Origin of the sequence: Pseudomonas sp. Eqa60, from assembly GCF_018326405.1 — a bacterium.
In the GTDB taxonomy this organism is placed as follows: Bacteria; Pseudomonadota; Gammaproteobacteria; order Pseudomonadales; family Pseudomonadaceae; genus Aquipseudomonas; species Aquipseudomonas protegens.
The window spans coordinates 3,697,830-3,713,784 of record NZ_AP024342.1 but is presented as its reverse complement, the minus strand read 5'-3'; the positions used below and the strand labels follow the sequence as shown (position 1 = coordinate 3,713,784).

General features: G+C 62.9%; 12 protein-coding genes. 11 read left to right on the top strand and 1 reads right to left on the bottom strand.

Going from position 1 to position 15,955, the window contains the following annotated elements:
• Nucleotides 1–220: 220 nt before the first annotated feature.
• The 3 genes from KI242_RS16845 (at nt 221) to feaR (ending at nt 3,388) form a co-directional block, all read left to right on the top strand.
• On the top strand, nt 221–1,741 hold the full coding sequence (locus KI242_RS16845) for an APC family permease (protein WP_212805365.1): 1,521 nt from the start codon (nt 221–223) through the stop codon (nt 1,739–1,741).
• Nucleotides 1,707–2,300: a DUF3156 family protein gene (locus tag KI242_RS16840; protein ID WP_210458657.1), complete on the top strand. Its 594-nt coding sequence runs from the start codon at nt 1,707–1,709 to the stop codon at nt 2,298–2,300. The genes KI242_RS16845 and KI242_RS16840 overlap by 35 nt, the downstream gene beginning before the upstream one ends.
• 149 nt (nt 2,301–2,449) lie before the next feature.
• Nucleotides 2,450–3,388, top strand: a complete 939-nt coding sequence (gene feaR / locus KI242_RS16835; protein ID WP_019095317.1) for a transcriptional regulator FeaR — start codon at nt 2,450–2,452, stop codon at nt 3,386–3,388.
• A 250-nt stretch (nt 3,389–3,638) separates the two neighbouring features.
• On the opposite strand, the gene KI242_RS16830 is transcribed toward feaR, so the two are convergent.
• The gene (locus KI242_RS16830) at nt 3,639–4,442 is read right to left on the bottom strand and encodes a helix-turn-helix transcriptional regulator (RefSeq protein ID WP_015635760.1); all 804 of its coding nucleotides are present in this window, start codon (nt 4,440–4,442) and stop codon (nt 3,639–3,641) included.
• Between the two features lie 204 nt (nt 4,443–4,646).
• Between KI242_RS16830 and KI242_RS16825 the strand changes: the two genes are divergently transcribed.
• The 8 genes from KI242_RS16825 (at nt 4,647) to KI242_RS16790 (ending at nt 15,770) form a co-directional block, all read left to right on the top strand.
• Nucleotides 4,647–6,011: an APC family permease gene (locus tag KI242_RS16825; RefSeq protein ID WP_011061496.1), complete on the top strand. Its 1,365-nt coding sequence runs from the start codon at nt 4,647–4,649 to the stop codon at nt 6,009–6,011.
• 9 nt (nt 6,012–6,020) lie between these two features.
• Nucleotides 6,021–7,121 (top strand): P1 family peptidase, encoded by a 1,101-nt coding sequence (locus KI242_RS16820; RefSeq protein ID WP_212805364.1) that lies wholly within the window; start codon nt 6,021–6,023, stop codon nt 7,119–7,121.
• 299 nt (nt 7,122–7,420) lie between these two features.
• Nucleotides 7,421–8,869, top strand: a complete 1,449-nt coding sequence (locus tag KI242_RS16815) for a serralysin family metalloprotease (protein ID WP_011061494.1) — start codon at nt 7,421–7,423, stop codon at nt 8,867–8,869.
• A gap of 93 nt (nt 8,870–8,962) precedes the next feature.
• The gene (locus tag KI242_RS16810) at nt 8,963–9,349 is read left to right on the top strand and encodes an AprI/Inh family metalloprotease inhibitor (protein ID WP_011061493.1); all 387 of its coding nucleotides are present in this window, start codon (nt 8,963–8,965) and stop codon (nt 9,347–9,349) included.
• Nucleotides 9,350–9,558: 209 nt separating this feature from the next.
• Entirely contained in the window at nt 9,559–11,340 is a 1,782-nt protein-coding gene (locus KI242_RS16805; protein ID WP_212805363.1) for a type I secretion system permease/ATPase, read from the top strand.
• Nucleotides 11,337–12,671 carry an HlyD family type I secretion periplasmic adaptor subunit gene (locus KI242_RS16800; protein WP_015635758.1) on the top strand — a complete coding sequence of 445 codons (1,335 nt, stop codon included), beginning with the start codon at nt 11,337–11,339 and terminating at the stop codon, nt 12,669–12,671. Before KI242_RS16805 ends, KI242_RS16800 begins: the two co-directional genes overlap by 4 nt.
• Nucleotides 12,672–12,673: 2 nt before the next feature.
• The gene (locus KI242_RS16795; protein ID WP_212805362.1) at nt 12,674–14,035 is read left to right on the top strand and encodes a TolC family outer membrane protein; all 1,362 of its coding nucleotides are present in this window, start codon (nt 12,674–12,676) and stop codon (nt 14,033–14,035) included.
• 49 nt (nt 14,036–14,084) lie between these two features.
• Nucleotides 14,085–15,770: a polyurethanase gene (locus KI242_RS16790; RefSeq protein WP_212805361.1), complete on the top strand. Its 1,686-nt coding sequence runs from the start codon at nt 14,085–14,087 to the stop codon at nt 15,768–15,770.
• Nucleotides 15,771–15,955: the final 185 nt, after the last annotated feature.

The following is a 15,955-nucleotide window of genomic DNA, read 5'->3' as shown; positions in this document are numbered from 1 at the left end:
GCGGGGGCAGGGCCAACCGGTTTACTGTAGGAGCCGGCTGGCCGACGAAGAGGCCCCTGGATTGGGCGGTGATCTTGCCGACGCCTTCGTGGCAAGCCAGCTCCTACAGGGTGTGAACATGAAGACAGCTGCGTCAGACAGCCAAGCACTCCGCCATCAGGCGTGCCCTTGAAATGCCTAGAACAACAATCATCAACCCATGCTTTCGAGGTTTACCACCATGTCGCTCAACGACAGACTCAGCCGCCACCTGGATCAAGGTGTAGTCGGCTTTCCCACGGCCCTGGCCAGTGCCGTGGGCTTGATCATGGCCAGCCCGGTGATCCTCACGGCCACCACGGGCTTTGGTATCGGCGGTGGCGCCTTTGCCATGGCGATGGTGATCGCCCTGGTGATGATGCTGGCGCAATCCACCACCTTCGCCGAAGCGGCCTGCCTGCTGCCCACCAACGGTTCGGTCTATGACTATCTGGCCTGTGGCCTGGGGCGTTTTTTCGCCATCACCGGGACCTTGTCCGCCTACCTGATCGTGCACGTGTTCGCCGGCACCGCGGAGACCATTCTCAGTGGAGTCATGGCCCTGGTTAACTTCGAGTCCCTCAACACCCTGCTGGAGCAGAGCGGCAGTGCCTGGCTGGTGGGGGTGGGGCTGGTGCTGTTCTTCGGTGCGCTGAACGCCTTGGGCATCACCGCCTTCAGCCGTGCCGAGGTGATCCTGACCTTCGGCATGTGGACCACCCTGATCATCTTTGGCGTGCTCGGGGTGCTCAAGGCACCGGCGGTGCAGCTCGATGGCTGGTTCGGCGCCTCGATGGTGGGTACCGACCTGCCGACCATCCTGTCCCTGGTGGGCATGGCCATGTTCATGTTCGTCGGCTGTGAATTCGTCACGCCCCTGACGCCGGATGTGCGCAAGGCCGCCCGGACCATTCCCCGGGCCATGGCCCTGGGGCTGGTGGGGGTAGCGGTGTGCATGTTCATCTATGGCGCGGCGATGAAGCGCCAAGTGGAAAACATCGCCCTGAGCGAGGATGGCAGCGTGCACCTGCTGGATACGCCCATGGCCATTCCGCATTTTGCCGAGCAGATCATGGGGCCCTTCGGCCGTATCTGGCTGGGCATCGGCCTGCTGTTCGCCGGCGCCGCCACCATCAACACGCTGATGGCCGGCTTGCCGCGGATCCTTTACGGCATGGCTCTGGATGGGGCGTTGCCGAAGGTCTTCACTTACCTGCACCCGCGCTTCAAGACGCCGTTGCTGTGCATTGCCGTAGCCGTGCTGATTCCCTGCCTGCATGCCTGGTGGCTGGGGGGCAGCACCGACAGCATCATGCACCTGGTGCTGGCGGCGGTCTGTGCCTGGAGCACTGCCTATCTGCTGGTCACCCTGTCAGTGGTGATGCTGCGCATTCGCCGGCCGGACCTGCCCCGGGCCTACAAGTCGCCGTGGTTTCCGCTGCCGCAGATCCTGTCTTCGGTGGGCATCCTGCTGGGCATGTGGTTCATCACGCCGCCGGGCATGAATCCGCGGGACATCTATGTGCCTTTCGGCAGCATGCTGGGCCTGACCGCGATCTATGCGCTGGTCTGGACCCTGCTGGTGCAGAAGGTCAATCCGTTTCGCCCGGTGCCGGTGGAGGAGGTGCTGGAACAGGCGCTGGGCCTGAATCCGGATACCGCTCATAACCTACGGGAGAGCGCGCCTGATGAATCTTTCAAGCTGGCGGCAAAACCTCTTTGAACTGTGGAACCGCGCGCCATCGGGCTATCGCCCGGGGCTGACCCTGGGGCAGTTGCGTCGGGATCTGGCGGGGCTCGATTTCACTCCACGGAGCCAGGTGCAGGGCGGTTTTCATTGCCCGCAAAACGGTTTGAGGTTCGAGGTGCAAGAGCGCGCCCAGGCGCAGTTCCTGATGCATATCGTGGCCTGTGAGTGGCGCCTGCCGGTGCCTTGTGACACGGCCCGGCAGGCGCGGATCCGTCTGCGTCACACTGGCGCGATCCGCCGTCAGGGTGTCGCAGCTCGGCTGCTCACGGGGGAGGACGCTGAATGGGCGCCGCTGCTACAGCGCCTGTGCAGTGACCAGCGCTTGCTGGAGCACCTGTTGCCCCTGGATTTCAAACACCTGGAATTGCGGCGCGATGCCCAGGGCTGGCAGGTGCACCTGGAGCATTTCGGCGCCAGCGAAGTGGTCAACCGCCTGCCCGGGTTCCGCCGCTATATCCGCTTGAGCGCTGAACAGCGGGCGGCGCTACTGGGCAGCTTCACTGAGTTGTACAAGCTACTGCGAGATTTCTGAGGGACATAACCGTAAGCGCTGGCATACAGCCTGCTTAAGCCATAACAGACTATCCATGCTGTCAGGCGCCTTGCCTGGCAAATAGATAACATGTTAATGATATCGCCATAACAACAAAGGCGGTTGGAACCGGCTTCTGGAGGTGCACAGTGCTTGCTTCGCATAGTTTCAGTTCCTGGGTGGGCGCCCTGCAGGGCGTCTGCGGTCGATTCGATGCCCGTCCGGCGCGCAATCCCGCCTTGTTCATTGGTGAAGTGGGCATGCAGGATTACGCCGGGCTGGAGGTGGCGCAGATCCGCACCAACGCCGGGCTGATCTCCCGCCAGAGCACCAAGGTCGATCATGAGGACGATCGCCATTGCTTCCTCATCATCCAGCGCAGCGGCCATGCGCGCTTGAGCCAGGGCGGCGAAAGTGTCGAACTGGCCCCGGGGGACATGGCGCTGCTGGACTCCGCCGGAGCCTGCGAGATCGTGCCCCATGGCCTGATCGAGCATGCTTCGTTCCATCTGTGCCGGGAGGAGGTCTACCGCCACCTGCCGGCCCAGCAGCGCAAGTTCGGCAAGTTGTCGCAAAATTGCGCCAGCGGGCGCCTGATGCGTTTGCTGGTGGAGCAGATCTGCGCCGGCGAGTTGCAGGGTTGTGCGGCCCAGCAGGAAGGGCAGGCCTTGCAGGAAGCCCTGATTGCCTTGCTCGGTCCGACCTTGCGCCAGACCGTCAACAGCCTGGATGGCTTTGACGAGGGCCTGCATGGCGGATGCCTGCGTGATCAGGCGCGGCAGTTGATCAGCCAGTCCCTCAATGAGCCGGGCCTGACTCCGGTGTCACTGGCCGGCCAGCTGAATATCTCGGTGCGCCAGCTGTACCGGCTGTTCGAGGAGCAGGGGGACAGCGTTTGCCGCTTCATCCAGCGCTCGCGGCTCAAGCGCAGCGCCGCGGACCTGAGCAATCCGCACCTGCGCAACGAATCCATCACCGACATTGCCTTCAAATGGGGCTTCACCGATTCGGCGCATTTCAGCCGTACCTTCAAGAAGCATTTCGAACAATCGCCCCGGGATTTCCGCGCCCGGTCCCTGAACGCCTGACGGCATGGCCCTTGCGGTGCCGCCGTCGTTGCCGGCGGCGGCACCGCAAGGCATGCGCCGCTCTTGAATGCGCCTTCGTCTATAGGAGCCGGCTTGCCGGCGAAAAGGACCGTAAGGCATGCGTCGAACTTGAATGCGCCTTCGCTGGCAAGCCAGCTCCTACCGATAGCAGATAGCAGATAGCAGATAGCAGATAGCAGATAGCAGATAGCGGATGACGTGCGGCAGATGGCCGCTGGCAGACCGGCAATCACGGATTTTCCAGGTCGTGCCCCAGGGATTGGATAAACAGCGAGAACAGCTCCGGCTGGCTGGAGATATCCAGCTTGGCGTAGAGGTGGCGGCGGTGGACCTTGATGGTGTCTGGCGAGATCTTCAGCCGTTCTGCCATGGCCTTTGAAGAAAATCCCCGGAGGATCAGGCGGGCTATCTCCAGCTCCCGCTCCGAAAGTACGGCGCTGCCGAAATGGCTCAGGGCGTCGCGGATCTGGCTGGCCATTTCCTGGGGCGCAGGGCCTTGGGGGCGGGCCTGGCTGTGTTGCCAGTGCTGCTCCATCAGCGGCAGTACCCAGGCTGAAAAGGTGGTGAGCAGGCCGATCTCGTCGTGGCTGAAGACGCGCTGGCTGCCCAGGGAAAGCGACAGGGTGCCAGCCTCGGGCAGTTGCAGAATCAACTGCACTTCGTCTTCCAGGACGTTGTCGTGGAAGTAGCTGAGAAAGTATTCGCTCTGGCGGAAATGGTCCGGGGCCACCTCTTCCAGGCGGTACAGGCCGCTGGGGTAGCCTTCGCGACAGGCCTGGAAGAAGGGGTCCAGCAGGTACAGGCCGTTGAGGTAGGTGAGCATGGACGCCGGTTTGCTGCTGGGTTCGGCGTCATATTCCTCCAGGGCCCGGGGCGGGCCGTCCAGCGGGTAGAAGATCGCCAGGGCGTTGTCGAACGGCGTAGCCTGGTGCAGCAGCAGGATCAGCTGTTTCCAGAAGCGTGGATTGCCGATCAATGTGAGGGTGCGGCCCAGGCCGGCATGCAGGCCCACTTCCCTGAACAGGTTACTCAAAGGCGTTGCTCCGTTGATCCGCTGAAATGTCGTGGCCCGGTTTCGTCGATTTAACCGCCGTCGTCAAGGGGAGTACTCCAATAGGGGAATTGGGTGATGGTCTGCATCTGCCTAGAGTAGCTCCCAGCAAGTGCGCCCCAGAACGCACCCGCCCGATGAATTTCGTTTCTGCCTCAGACCAACAATAAACACGAGGATAACGATATGAGCTCTCCCTCTGCGCCCGACGGTGCGCTGAAACCTACCTTGAGTGTGTTCGATGTGGTGGCCATCACCGTGTCCGGTGTGACCCCCGCCAGTTCAGTGTTCGTGATCGCCCCCTTCGCCATCCATCAGGCCGGTAGCGGGGTGTTCCTGGCCTTCGTCATGGCCGGGTTGCTGGCCCTGATGTTCGCCTTTTGCTACGCCGAGCTGGGCCGCGCCCACAACAGCGCCGGCGGCGAGTATGTATACGCCAAGCGAGTGTTCGGCGGCATGGCCGGTTATGCCACCTTCCTCACGGTGCTGGTGATGCTGCTGTTCATTCCGCCGGTGCTGGCCACTGGTGCCGCCACCTACCTGAACAACGCCCTGGGCACGAACTTCGATTCCCAGACCGTGGCCCTGGTGATCGTGGTCTGCAGTTACCTGCTGGGCATCCTCAATATCAAGCTCAATGCCTGGATCACCGGCACGTGCCTGCTGCTGGAAGTGGCGGCCTTGCTGGTGATTGTCTGGCTCGGCTTCGGCAATGCCTCGCAGCCGGTGAGCATTCTGCTGCAACCGCAGATCGTCGATCACGGCGCCTTGCAACTGGCGCCCTGGGCACTGGTGATCGGCGCGGTGGGCATCGGCCTGTTTTCCTACAACGGCTACGGCCCGGCGGTGCTGCTGGCCGAAGACATGAAATGCAAGGGCCGCGGGGTGCACAAGGCGGTGCTGTGGTCCCTGGTGCTGGTGGTGATCATCGAACTGGTGCCGCTCACCGCGCTGCTGATCGGCGCGCCATCCTTGAGCGCGATGCTCGCCAGCCCCGACCCCATCGGTTACCTGCTCACCAGCCATGGCAACGAGACCCTGGCCCGGGTGGTCAGCGGCGGGATTTTCCTTTCGGTGTTCAATGCCATTGTCGCCATCGTCATCCAGATCGGTCGGGTGGTGTTCAGCAGTGGCCGCGATGCGCTGTGGACGCCCACTATCAATCGCCTGTTCACCCGCATTCACCCGCGCTGGGATTCACCCTGGCTGGCGACCCTGTTCCTGGCCATTCCCTCGGCGGTGCTGAGCTTCAGCTCGAACCTGGCGGACCTGACGTCCTTCAGCGTGCTGCTGATCATGCTGGTGTACCTGATCGTCGCCCTCAGCGCGCTGATGAGCCGGGTACTGCTGCGCGACCGCGAGCATCCCTACCGCATGCCGCTATGGCCGCTACCGGCCTTGCTGGCGGTGCTCGGCGCGGGTTACCTGCTGGTCAATCTGTTCCTCGAAGCGTCCCTGCGGGACATCATGGTCATCATCGGGCTGCTGGCGCTGTCGGTGATTCTTTATGGCACCAACGGCCGGTACAGCCCGGCGTTTCAGAAACTGTAAGGAGTGGTTATGCGAGCACGTCAATTGGGCATCCGCCTGGGCCTGGGGACGCCAGGCCCGTTCAATGCGATCACCGATGTTCCCGGGGTGCGGGTTGGCCACAGCACCTTGAATACCAGCGTGGACGGCAAACAGGTGCGCACCGGGGTTACCCTGGTCCAGCCCCGCGCCGGGCACGCCCGCCAGCAGCCGTGCTTTGCCGGTTGCCATGTGCTCAACGGCAATGGCGATGCCACGGGCCTGGAGTGGATTCGCGAGGCCGGCACCCTGACCACGCCGCTGGCGATCACCAACACCCACAGTGTGGGCGTGGTGCGCGATGCCTTGATCGCCCTGGAGCGCGAGGCGTTGCAAGACCCGGCGGTGTACTGGTGCATGCCAGTGGTGATGGAAACCTACGACGGCCTGTTGAATGACATCTGGGGCCAGCATGTGGGGGTGCAGCAGGTGCGCGAAGCCATGGCCTGCGCCGAGTCCGGGCCGGTGGCCGAGGGTGCGGTCGGCGGCGGCACCGGGATGATCTGCCATGAGTTCAAGGGCGGCATCGGTACGGCGTCGCGGCGGCTGACGGTCGAGCAGGGCGGCTACACCGTCGGTGCCCTGGTCCAGGCCAACCACGGCAAACGCGAGGAACTGCGGGTCGATGGCTATCCAGTGGGGCGCCGGCTGGGGCATATCCCTTCGCCGTTTGCCGAGCGCGGGACCCCGGGCATGGGCTCGATCGTGGTGATACTGGCCACCGATGCGCCGCTGTTGCCGCACCAGTGCCAGCGCCTGGCCCAGCGCGCATCCATCGGCATCGCCCGCACCGGCGGAGGCACCGAGGATTCCAGCGGCGATATCTTCCTGGCCTTTGCCACGGGAAACCGGGACTTGCCGACGGCGGACTACGGGCGCAAGGGCCTGGGTTTCAGCACGCCGCTGGCGATGCTCAACAACGATCACATCTCGCCCTTGTTCAGCGCAGCCGCCGAAGCGGTGGAGGAAGCCATCATCAACGCCCTGCTGGCGGGGGTGCCCATGACCAGCACCGACGGCGTGCAAGTGCCGGCCCTGACTGCGCAAGTGTTGCTGGAAACATTGGAACTAACTGGTTGGAACAGAAGTTAACGGACTAAGAAGTGCGACGCGGTCGACATAACTGTTTATATGGATATTTAATAATTAAATTGTAGATTGTCGGACAATGACTGCCGTTAATCAGTTGGAAAAGAATCTTTCGACTGTACAGTCATTGTTTGCTGGAGTTCGCTGGAACAGTGAGATTTGACGTCAAAAAAGTAGTGGACGCCTGATTTCAAATTGTGTCAGTTTTCTTGCGCCTGCTTAGGGCGAGTGATAGGACGATCTCGCCAGGGATTGTCGCTATCTGACAAAAACTGTTCCATTGATTACAAGGAAGTGTGTTTATGTCGAAAGTAACAGAGAACGCTATTGCATCTGCCGAACAACAACTGGTGCCTTTGGCCGCAGCAAGTTCGGCGTATAACCAGATCAATAGCTTCAGCCACCAATACGATCGTGGCGGCAATCTCACGGTCAATGGCAAACCTTCGTTCTCGGTCGATCAGGCCGCCACGCAACTGCTGCGTGACGGCGCTGCCTACAAGGACCTGAACGGTAACGGCAAGATCGATCTGACCTATACCTTCCTGACCTCGGCTTCCTCGAGCACCATGTATAAGCATGGCATCTCCGGGTTCAGCCAGTTCAGCGCCCAGCAGAAGGCCCAGGCAGTCCTGGCCATGCAGTCCTGGGCTGACGTGGCCAACGTCGTGTTTACCGAGAAAGCCTCGGGTGGCGACGCCCACATGACCTTCGGCAACTACAGCGGTGGCCAGGATGGCGCGGCGGCATTTGCCTACCTGCCAGGTACCGGCGCCGGCTACGACGGCACCTCGTGGTACCTGATCAACAGCAGCTACACCCAGAACAAGAACCCCGACCTGAACAACTATGGCCGTCAGACCCTGACCCATGAGATCGGTCACACCCTGGGCCTGGCTCACCCTGGCGACTACAACGCCGGCGAAGGCAACCCCAGCTACAAGGACGCCAGCTACGGCCAGGACACCCGTGGCTACAGCGTCATGAGCTACTGGAGTGAAAGCAATACCAGCCAGAACTTCAGTAAGGGCGGGGTCGAAGCCTATTCGTCCGGCCCGCTGATGGACGATATCGCGGCTATCCAGAAACTCTACGGTGCCAACTACAGCACCCGTGCCGGCGATACCACCTACGGCTTCAACTCCAACACCGGGCGTGATTTCTACAGCGCCAGCTCGTCTTCCGACAAGCTGGTGTTCTCGGTGTGGGACGGTGGCGGCAACGATACCCTGGATTTCTCCGGTTTCACCCAGAACCAGAAGATCAACCTCAATGAAGCCTCGTTCTCCGACGTTGGCGGCATGGTGGGTAACGTTTCCATCGCTCAGGGCGTGACCGTGGAGAACGCCATCGGCGGTTCGGGCAACGACCTGTTGATCGGCAACAACGCCGCCAACGTGCTCAAGGGTGGTGCCGGCAACGACATCATCTACGGCGCCGGCGGTGCAGATCAGCTGTGGGGCGGCTCGGGCTCGGACACCTTCGTGTTCGCCGCCAGCACCGACTCCAAGCCGGGTGCGGCCGACCAGATCATGGATTTTGTCAGCGGCCTGGACAAGATCGATCTGACCGGGATCACCAAGGGCGCCGGCCTGCACTTCGTCAACGCCTTCACCGGCGCGGCGGGTGACGCGATCCTCACCACCTCCGGGGGCGTGAGCACCTTGTCCGTGGACTTCTCCGGGCATGGCGTGGCGGACTTCCTGGTCAGCACCGTGGGCCAGGCAGCGGTCAGCGACATCGTCGCCTGAGTGAAATGAGCACAGGGCCGCGCAGTCGAGCGGCTCTGCGTTCTTGCTTTGGGCCCTGGCCTGAGCGAGTCTACCGGGCGAACGGAGCACCCTATGACCCTGCATATTTCCTGTTGCCGGGCGGCCCGATGGCTGCTGGCGACACTGATGATCTTTTATGGAGCAATCACCATGGCAAGCAGCCTGCGCTTGGCGGACCCCTCGGAACTGGTTGGACACTGGCAGCTGCAACAGGCAGCCGCACCCGCTGAAGGTTGCACCCTGGACCTGCTGCACAACGCCGCCCTGGGCGACGGCGCCGACTGCCTGTCGAAATGGCTCGGGGAAGCCGCGGTGGGCTGGTTCCCGGAGCCCGATGGCATTGCCATTACCGGCCGCGAAGGCTCGAAAATCATTTTCTTCAGTCGCCAGAAAGAGGGCCTCTACGAAGCCCGCCTGAAAGCCGACGGTCTGATTGTGTTACAACGCGCCGCTAATTAAGCGATGAGTGTGTTCGTCTAATAAACGACGGCCATTATATCGCCACTCTCTTGGTCGGCAGGAACATGTTCGGGCTGCTGTTGGATACAGCTGTCCGAATTATTCGTGTCCGCAGGATTCAGCAACTAAGTAGTGCGGGTTGTTAGTTGTAGGCTACATTGGTTCCACGCTAGCGGGCGCGGATTAACAGCTCAGGGAAAATGTTAGAAATGGTGAAGAACAATCATCCTGCACCACTGTTCAAGGCACTGGGCGAATATAAGGGCATCCTCATCAGTGTCGGTTGTTTCACTGCGTTGATTAACGTGCTGATGCTGGTGCCTTCCATCTATATGTTGCAGGTCTACGACCGGGTACTGTCGTCGCAGAATGAAACCACCCTGGTGATGCTGTCGTTGATGGTGGTGGGCTTCTTCGTCTTTATCGGTCTTCTGGAAGTGCTGCGCAGCTTTATCGTGATCCGCATCGGCAGCCAGCTGGAGCGCCGCTTCAACCTGCGGGTCTACCAGGCCGCGTTCGAGCGCAACCTGTCCCGGGGCGAGGGCCATGCGGGGCAGTCCCTGGGGGATTTGACCCATATTCGCCAGTTCCTCACCGGGCCGGCACTGTTCGCCTTCTTCGATGCACCCTGGTTCCCCATCTACCTGCTGGTGATCTACGCCTTCAACGTCTGGCTCGGAGTGTTCGCCACTGTAGGCGCGTTGTTGCTGATTGCCCTGGCGTACCTCAACGAAGCGATGACCAAGAAGGACCTGGCCGAGGCCAGCGGTTTTTCGCAGCGTTCCACCCAGCTGGCCACCAGCCACCTGCACAACGCCGAAACCATCCAGGCCATGGGCATGCTCGGCGCCTTGCGCAAACGCTGGTTCGCCGTGCACTCGCGCTTTCTCGGCCTGCAGAACCAGGCCAGCGATACCGGCTCGGTGATCAGCTCCCTGAGCAAGACCTTGCGTCTGTGCCTGCAATCCCTGGTGCTGGGCCTGGGTGCCTTGCTGGTGATCAAGGGCGACATGACCGCGGGGATGATGATTGCCGGTTCGATCCTCATGGGCCGGGTGCTGAGCCCCATCGACCAGTTGATTGCGGTGTGGAAGCAATGGAGTTCGGCCAAGCTGGCCTACGGCCGCCTGGATGCGCTGCTGCGCGAGTTCCCGCCCAGCGATATGGCGATGTCCTTGCCGGCGCCCAAGGGCCAGGTGAGCTTCGAGCAGGTCAGCGCAGGCCCACCCGGACGGCGGATGGCGACCCTGCAACAGGTGAACTTCAGCATCAATGCCGGCGAAGTGCTTGGCGTGCTGGGGGCCTCCGGTTCCGGCAAGTCGACCCTGGCCCGGGTACTGGTGGGCGTATGGCCGGCCCTGGGCGGTACCGTGCGCCTGGACGGGGCCGATATCCATCGCTGGAACCGCGACGAACTGGGGCCCTACATCGGCTATCTGCCCCAGGATATCGAGCTGTTTACCGGCAGCATCGCCGAGAACATCGCACGCTTTCGCCAGGCCGACCCGGAGCAGGTGGTCCAGGCCGCGCAGATGGCCGGGGTGCATGAGCTGATCCTGCGCCTGCCCCAGGGCTACGACACCGTGCTCGGCGATGACGGCAGCGGCCTGTCCGGTGGCCAGAAGCAGCGGGTGGCCCTGGCCCGGGCGCTGTATGGCAGCCCGAGCCTGGTGGTGCTGGACGAACCCAATTCCAACCTCGATACCGTGGGCGAAAGTGCCCTGGCGGCAGCCATTGCCCAGCTCAAGGCCCGGGGTACCAGCGTGGTGCTGGTGACCCACCGGTCCTCGGTGCTGGCCCTGGCCGACAAACTGCTGGTACTCAACGAAGGCCGCTTGCAGGCCTTCGGCCCGAGCCAGGAAGTGCTCAAGGCCCTGGCCGGCGGCCAGCAAGCCCAGGCCCAGGAGGCGCCCAAGCCCGTTGCAGCGGCGCACGGCGGCCTCAGCATGAGCCGGCAATACCAGGCTCCGACACGGAATTCAGGCGCATGAGCAAGGACAGCAACATGATGATCGAAGAGGGTTACGCGCCGGAACGGGTCGAGCGTGACGCGGGCTTTTTCGCCCGCATGGGCTGGATCCTGGCCCTGGTGGGGGCGGGCAGTTTCTTCGTCTGGGCGGCGCTGGCGCCCCTGGACCAGGGCATTCCGGTGCAAGGCACGGTGGTGGTGTCCGGCAAACGCAAGGCGGTGCAGTCCATGAGCAGCGGGGTGGTCAGCCGGATCCTGGTGCGCGAGGGCGAAAGCGTGAAGCAGGGCCAGCCGCTGTTTCGCCTGGACCAGACCCAGGTGGCGGCGGACGTGCAATCGCTGCAAGCCCAGTACCGCATGGCCATGGCCAGCCTGGCGCGCTGGCGCAGCGAGCGCGACAACCTCAAGCAGGTGGATTTCCCCGCGCCCCTGAGCGACAGCGACGATCCGCGCCTGGCCCTGGTGCTGGAGGGCCAGCGCCAGTTGTTCAGCAGCCGGCGCGAGGCATTCTCCCGGGAGCAGGCGGGCATCCGTGCCAATATCGAAGGCGCCACCGCGCAACTGGCCGGCATGCGCCGGGCCCGCACCGACCTCGGTAGCCAGGCCGAATCCCTGCGCCAGCAACTGAGCAACCTGCAACCTTTGGCGGACAACGGCTACATCCCGCGCAATCGCCTGCTGGAATATCAGCGCCAACTGTCCCAGGTGCAGCAGGAACTGGCGCAGAACACCGGGGAAAGCGGGCGAGTGGAGCAGGGCATCCTCGAATCCCGGCTCAAGCTGCAACAGCACAGCGAGGAGTACCAGAAAGAGGTGCGCAGCCAGTTGGCCGAAGCCCAGCTCAAGACCCAGACCCTGGAGCAGCAACTGACCTCTGCCGGTTTCGACCTGCAGCACAGCGAGATCATCGCCACCGCCGACGGCATCGCGGTCAACCTCGGGGTGCACACCGAGGGCGCGGTGGTGCGCCAGGGCGAGACCCTGCTGGAAATCGTGCCCCAGGGCACTCACCTGGAGGTGGAAGGGCGGCTGCCGGTGAACCTGGTGGACAAGGTCGGCACCCACTTGCCGGTGGACATCCTGTTCACCGCCTTCAACCAGAGCCGCACGCCACGAGTGCCGGGCGAAGTCAGCCTGATTTCCGCCGACCAGATGCTCGACGAGAAAACCGGCATGCCCTACTACGTGCTGCGCAGCAGTGTCAGCGACCAGGCCATGGAGAAGCTCAACGGCCTGGTGATCAAGCCCGGCATGCCGGCGGAAATGTTCGTGCGCACTGGCGAGCGTTCCCTGCTCAATTACCTGTTCAAGCCACTGCTCGACCGGGCAGGTTCTGCACTGACCGAAGAATAAGGATGTCGCGTCGTATGAGTAAGCTTTCCATTCTCGCGGCGGCTCTGGCGCTGTTGGCCTGCCAGACGGCCCAGGCGGTGGGCCCGTTCCAGATCTACGAACAGGCCCTGCGTAACGACCCGGTGTTCCTCGGCGCCATCAAGGAACGCGACGCCGGCCTTGAAAACCGCTCCATCGGCCGTGCCGGGCTGCTGCCCAAGGTCGGCTACAGCTACAACAAGGGCCATAACAACTCCAAGGTCAGCTACCTGGATACGGTGCGCGGCACCATTACCGAAAAACGCAACTACGACAGCTACGGTTCGTCCCTGACCCTGCAGCAGCCGCTGATCGACTACGAGGCCTACGCCAATTACCGCAAGGGCGTGGCCCAGGCGCTGTTTGCCGACGAGAACTTTCGCGGCAAGAGCCAGGAGTTGCTGGTGCGGGTGCTGAGCTACTACACCAAGGCGCTGTTCGCCCAGGACCAGATCGACATCGCCCTGGCCAAGAAAAAGGCCTTCGAGCAGCAGTTCCAGCAGAACCGGCACATGTTCCAGCAGGGCGAGGGCACCCGCACCGACATCCTCGAAGCCGAGTCGCGCTACGAATTGGCCACCGCCGAAGAGATCGAAGCCCGGGACGAGCAGGACGCGGCCTTGCGCGAGCTGGCGGCCCTGACCGGCGAGCCGAACCTCGATGTGCGGGATCTGGACCCCTTGCAGGAAGACTTCCAGTCCTTCTCCCTGACCCCGGCCAACTACGACACCTGGCACGAGATGGCCCTGAGCAACAACCCGGTGCTGGCTTCCCAGCGCCAGCGGGTCGAGGTCGCGCGCTACGAGGTGGAACGCAACCGCGCCGGGCACCTGCCCAAACTCAGCGCCTACGCCACCATGCGCCAGAACGAATCGGAAAGCGGCAACACCTACAACCAGCGCTACGACACCAACACCATCGGTATCGAAGTCAGCGTGCCGTTGTATGCCGGGGGCGGGGTCTCGGCCTCGACCCGCCAGGCCAGCCGCTCCATGGAACAGGCCGAGTACGAACTGGACGGCAAGACCCGGGAAACCCTGATTGAACTCCGCCGCCAATTCAGTGCCTGTCTATCGGGGGTGAGCAAGTTGCGGGCCTACCAGAAAGCCCTGACTTCGGCCGAGGCCCTGGTGGTCTCGACCAAGCAGAGCATCCTGGGGGGCGAACGGGTCAACCTCGATGCACTGAACGCCGAACAGCAGCTCTACACCACCCGCCGCGACCTGGCCCAGGCGCGCTATGACTACTTGATGGCCTGGACCAAGCTGCACTACTACGCAGGCACTCTGCGGGAAGAGGATCTGGCCAGGGTCGACGAGGCTTTCGGCCAGCGCGCGCAGCCTTAGGAGGCCTTGCCGACCGCAGGCTCAGGGACAATAAAAAAGAGGAATGAGCATGAGTATCTTCGATTACAAGACCGCCCTTGGCGGTGACGGCAAGGCCCTCTACAGCGAAGCCATTACTCTGGCGCTGTACGCCTCCACACCCACCGGCGAGGCGCTGCCGGGCACCGCCTGGCGCCCCATCAGCGCCAGCCAGCTGGGCTACCAGGGCAACGTCAGCGCCCAGGGCACGATTTCCGGCGAGCAGGCGATTGTCAGCGACGCCCAGGTCGAGGTGCTGGGCAAATACGACGCGGCCGGGCAACTGCTGTCCATCGGCATCAGCTTTCGCGGCACCGACAGCCTCAAGGACGGTATCAACGACCTGCAGGCGGCCTTTGTGTCGGGCTTTGCCGACAACTACAGCCGCCTGGCCTTCGACAACCTGCTGGGCAAGGTGGCGGCCTTTGCTGCGGCCCAGGGCTTGAGCGGCAGCGATGTGCTGGTCACCGGCCACAGCCTGGGCGGCCTTGGGGTCAACAGCCTGGCGGCCATGAGCAGCGATCACTGGGGCGGCTTCTACCAGGACGCCAGCTACGTGGCCTTCGCTTCGCCGACCCAGAGCGCCAACAGCTCGCAGGTGCTGAACATCGGTTATGAAAACGACCCGGTGTTCCGCGCCCTGGACGGCACTCATTTCAACGCCTCGTCCCTGGGCACCCACGACAAGCCCCAGGAATCGGCGACCAACAACATCGTCAGCTTCACCGATCACTATTCATCGTTCCTGGGCAAGTTGATTCCCCAGAGCATCCTCAATCCGCAGTCCTGGTCGGCCCATAGTGCGGTGGACTACGCCGGCGGCCTCAACCGCCTGATCAACTCGGATTTCTATGACCTGACCAGCCGCGACTCCACCGTGGTTATTTCCAACCTGTCCGAGGGCAAGCGCGATCAGGTCTGGGTCAAGGACCTCAACCTGTACGCGGAAAAACACACCGGCAGCACCTTCATCATCGGCACCCAGAGCAACGACCTGCTGCACGGCGGCAAGGGCAACGACTACCTGGATGGCGGGGCCGGCGATGATCGCTTCCGCGATGACGGCGGCTACAACATCATCCATGGCGGGCAGGGCCATAACGTGCTGGAACTGCAACAGCCGCTGAAGAACTTTTCCATCGCCAATGACGGCGACGGCACCCTGTATATCCGTGATGCCTACGGCGGCATCAGCATGACCCGGGACGTCGGCGCCCTGGTCAGCCACGAGACCGGAAGCTGGTGGCAACTGTTCGGCAAGGACGTGAGCCACAGCGTCACCGCCGACGGCTTGCAGAACGGCAACCAGTGGACCGCCTACAACCATTCCCTCAACGGCGATGCCTACGGCGATGCGCTGGTAGCCAGCGTCGATGGCGACTGGCTGTTCGGCCATGGCGGCGATGACCTGCTGAGCAGCGACAAGGCCAACGTGACCTTCGTCGGCGGCACCGGCAACGACGTCATGCACTCCAGCGGTGGCGGGGGCAATACCTTCCTGTTCAGCGGCAACTTCGGCTTCGACCTGATCCACGGCTACCAGAACACCGACAAGCTGGTGTTCATGGGCGTGCCCGGGGTCGACGCCCATTACGACTACAGCCAGCATTTGTCGCAGAACGGCAACGACACCCTTCTCAGTGTCGGCGAGTTCTCGGTGACCCTGGTGGGGGTCGGCATGGACAGCCTTTCGGGCTCGGGCCTGGTCTTCGCCTGACCCTCACCGATATCCAGCGCTAGAGGCCCCGCAGCCCCCTGAAAAGGGCTGCGGCGGCGACAGCTTTGCCCGCAGCAGGCGCCCCTGGGCGTGGGGCGCGACCCCTCAAGGAGCCAGTCCCATGAAGTAAGCCGTGGTTGCTGATCGGTTACGGAAAGTCGATCCCAGAACAACAACAAGAGAAG

Bases quoted from the DNA above. Each gene is read 5' to 3' on its own strand.
- KI242_RS16795 (WP_212805362.1), top strand. From the start codon at position 12,674: ATGTCGCGTCGTATGAGTAAGCTTTCCATTCTCGCGGCGGCTCTGGCG.
- KI242_RS16825 (WP_011061496.1), top strand. From the start codon at position 4,647: ATGAGCTCTCCCTCTGCGCCCGACGGTGCGCTGAAACCTACCTTGAGT.
- KI242_RS16820 (WP_212805364.1), top strand. From the start codon at position 6,021: ATGCGAGCACGTCAATTGGGCATCCGCCTGGGCCTGGGGACGCCAGGC.
- KI242_RS16800 (WP_015635758.1), top strand. From the start codon at position 11,337: ATGAGCAAGGACAGCAACATGATGATCGAAGAGGGTTACGCGCCGGAA.
- KI242_RS16845 (WP_212805365.1), top strand. From the start codon at position 221: ATGTCGCTCAACGACAGACTCAGCCGCCACCTGGATCAAGGTGTAGTC.
- KI242_RS16805 (WP_212805363.1), top strand. From the start codon at position 9,559: ATGGTGAAGAACAATCATCCTGCACCACTGTTCAAGGCACTGGGCGAA.
- KI242_RS16810 (WP_011061493.1), top strand. From the start codon at position 8,963: ATGACCCTGCATATTTCCTGTTGCCGGGCGGCCCGATGGCTGCTGGCG.
- KI242_RS16840 (WP_210458657.1), top strand. From the start codon at position 1,707: ATGAATCTTTCAAGCTGGCGGCAAAACCTCTTTGAACTGTGGAACCGC.
- KI242_RS16790 (WP_212805361.1), top strand. From the start codon at position 14,085: ATGAGTATCTTCGATTACAAGACCGCCCTTGGCGGTGACGGCAAGGCC.
- KI242_RS16815 (WP_011061494.1), top strand. From the start codon at position 7,421: ATGTCGAAAGTAACAGAGAACGCTATTGCATCTGCCGAACAACAACTG.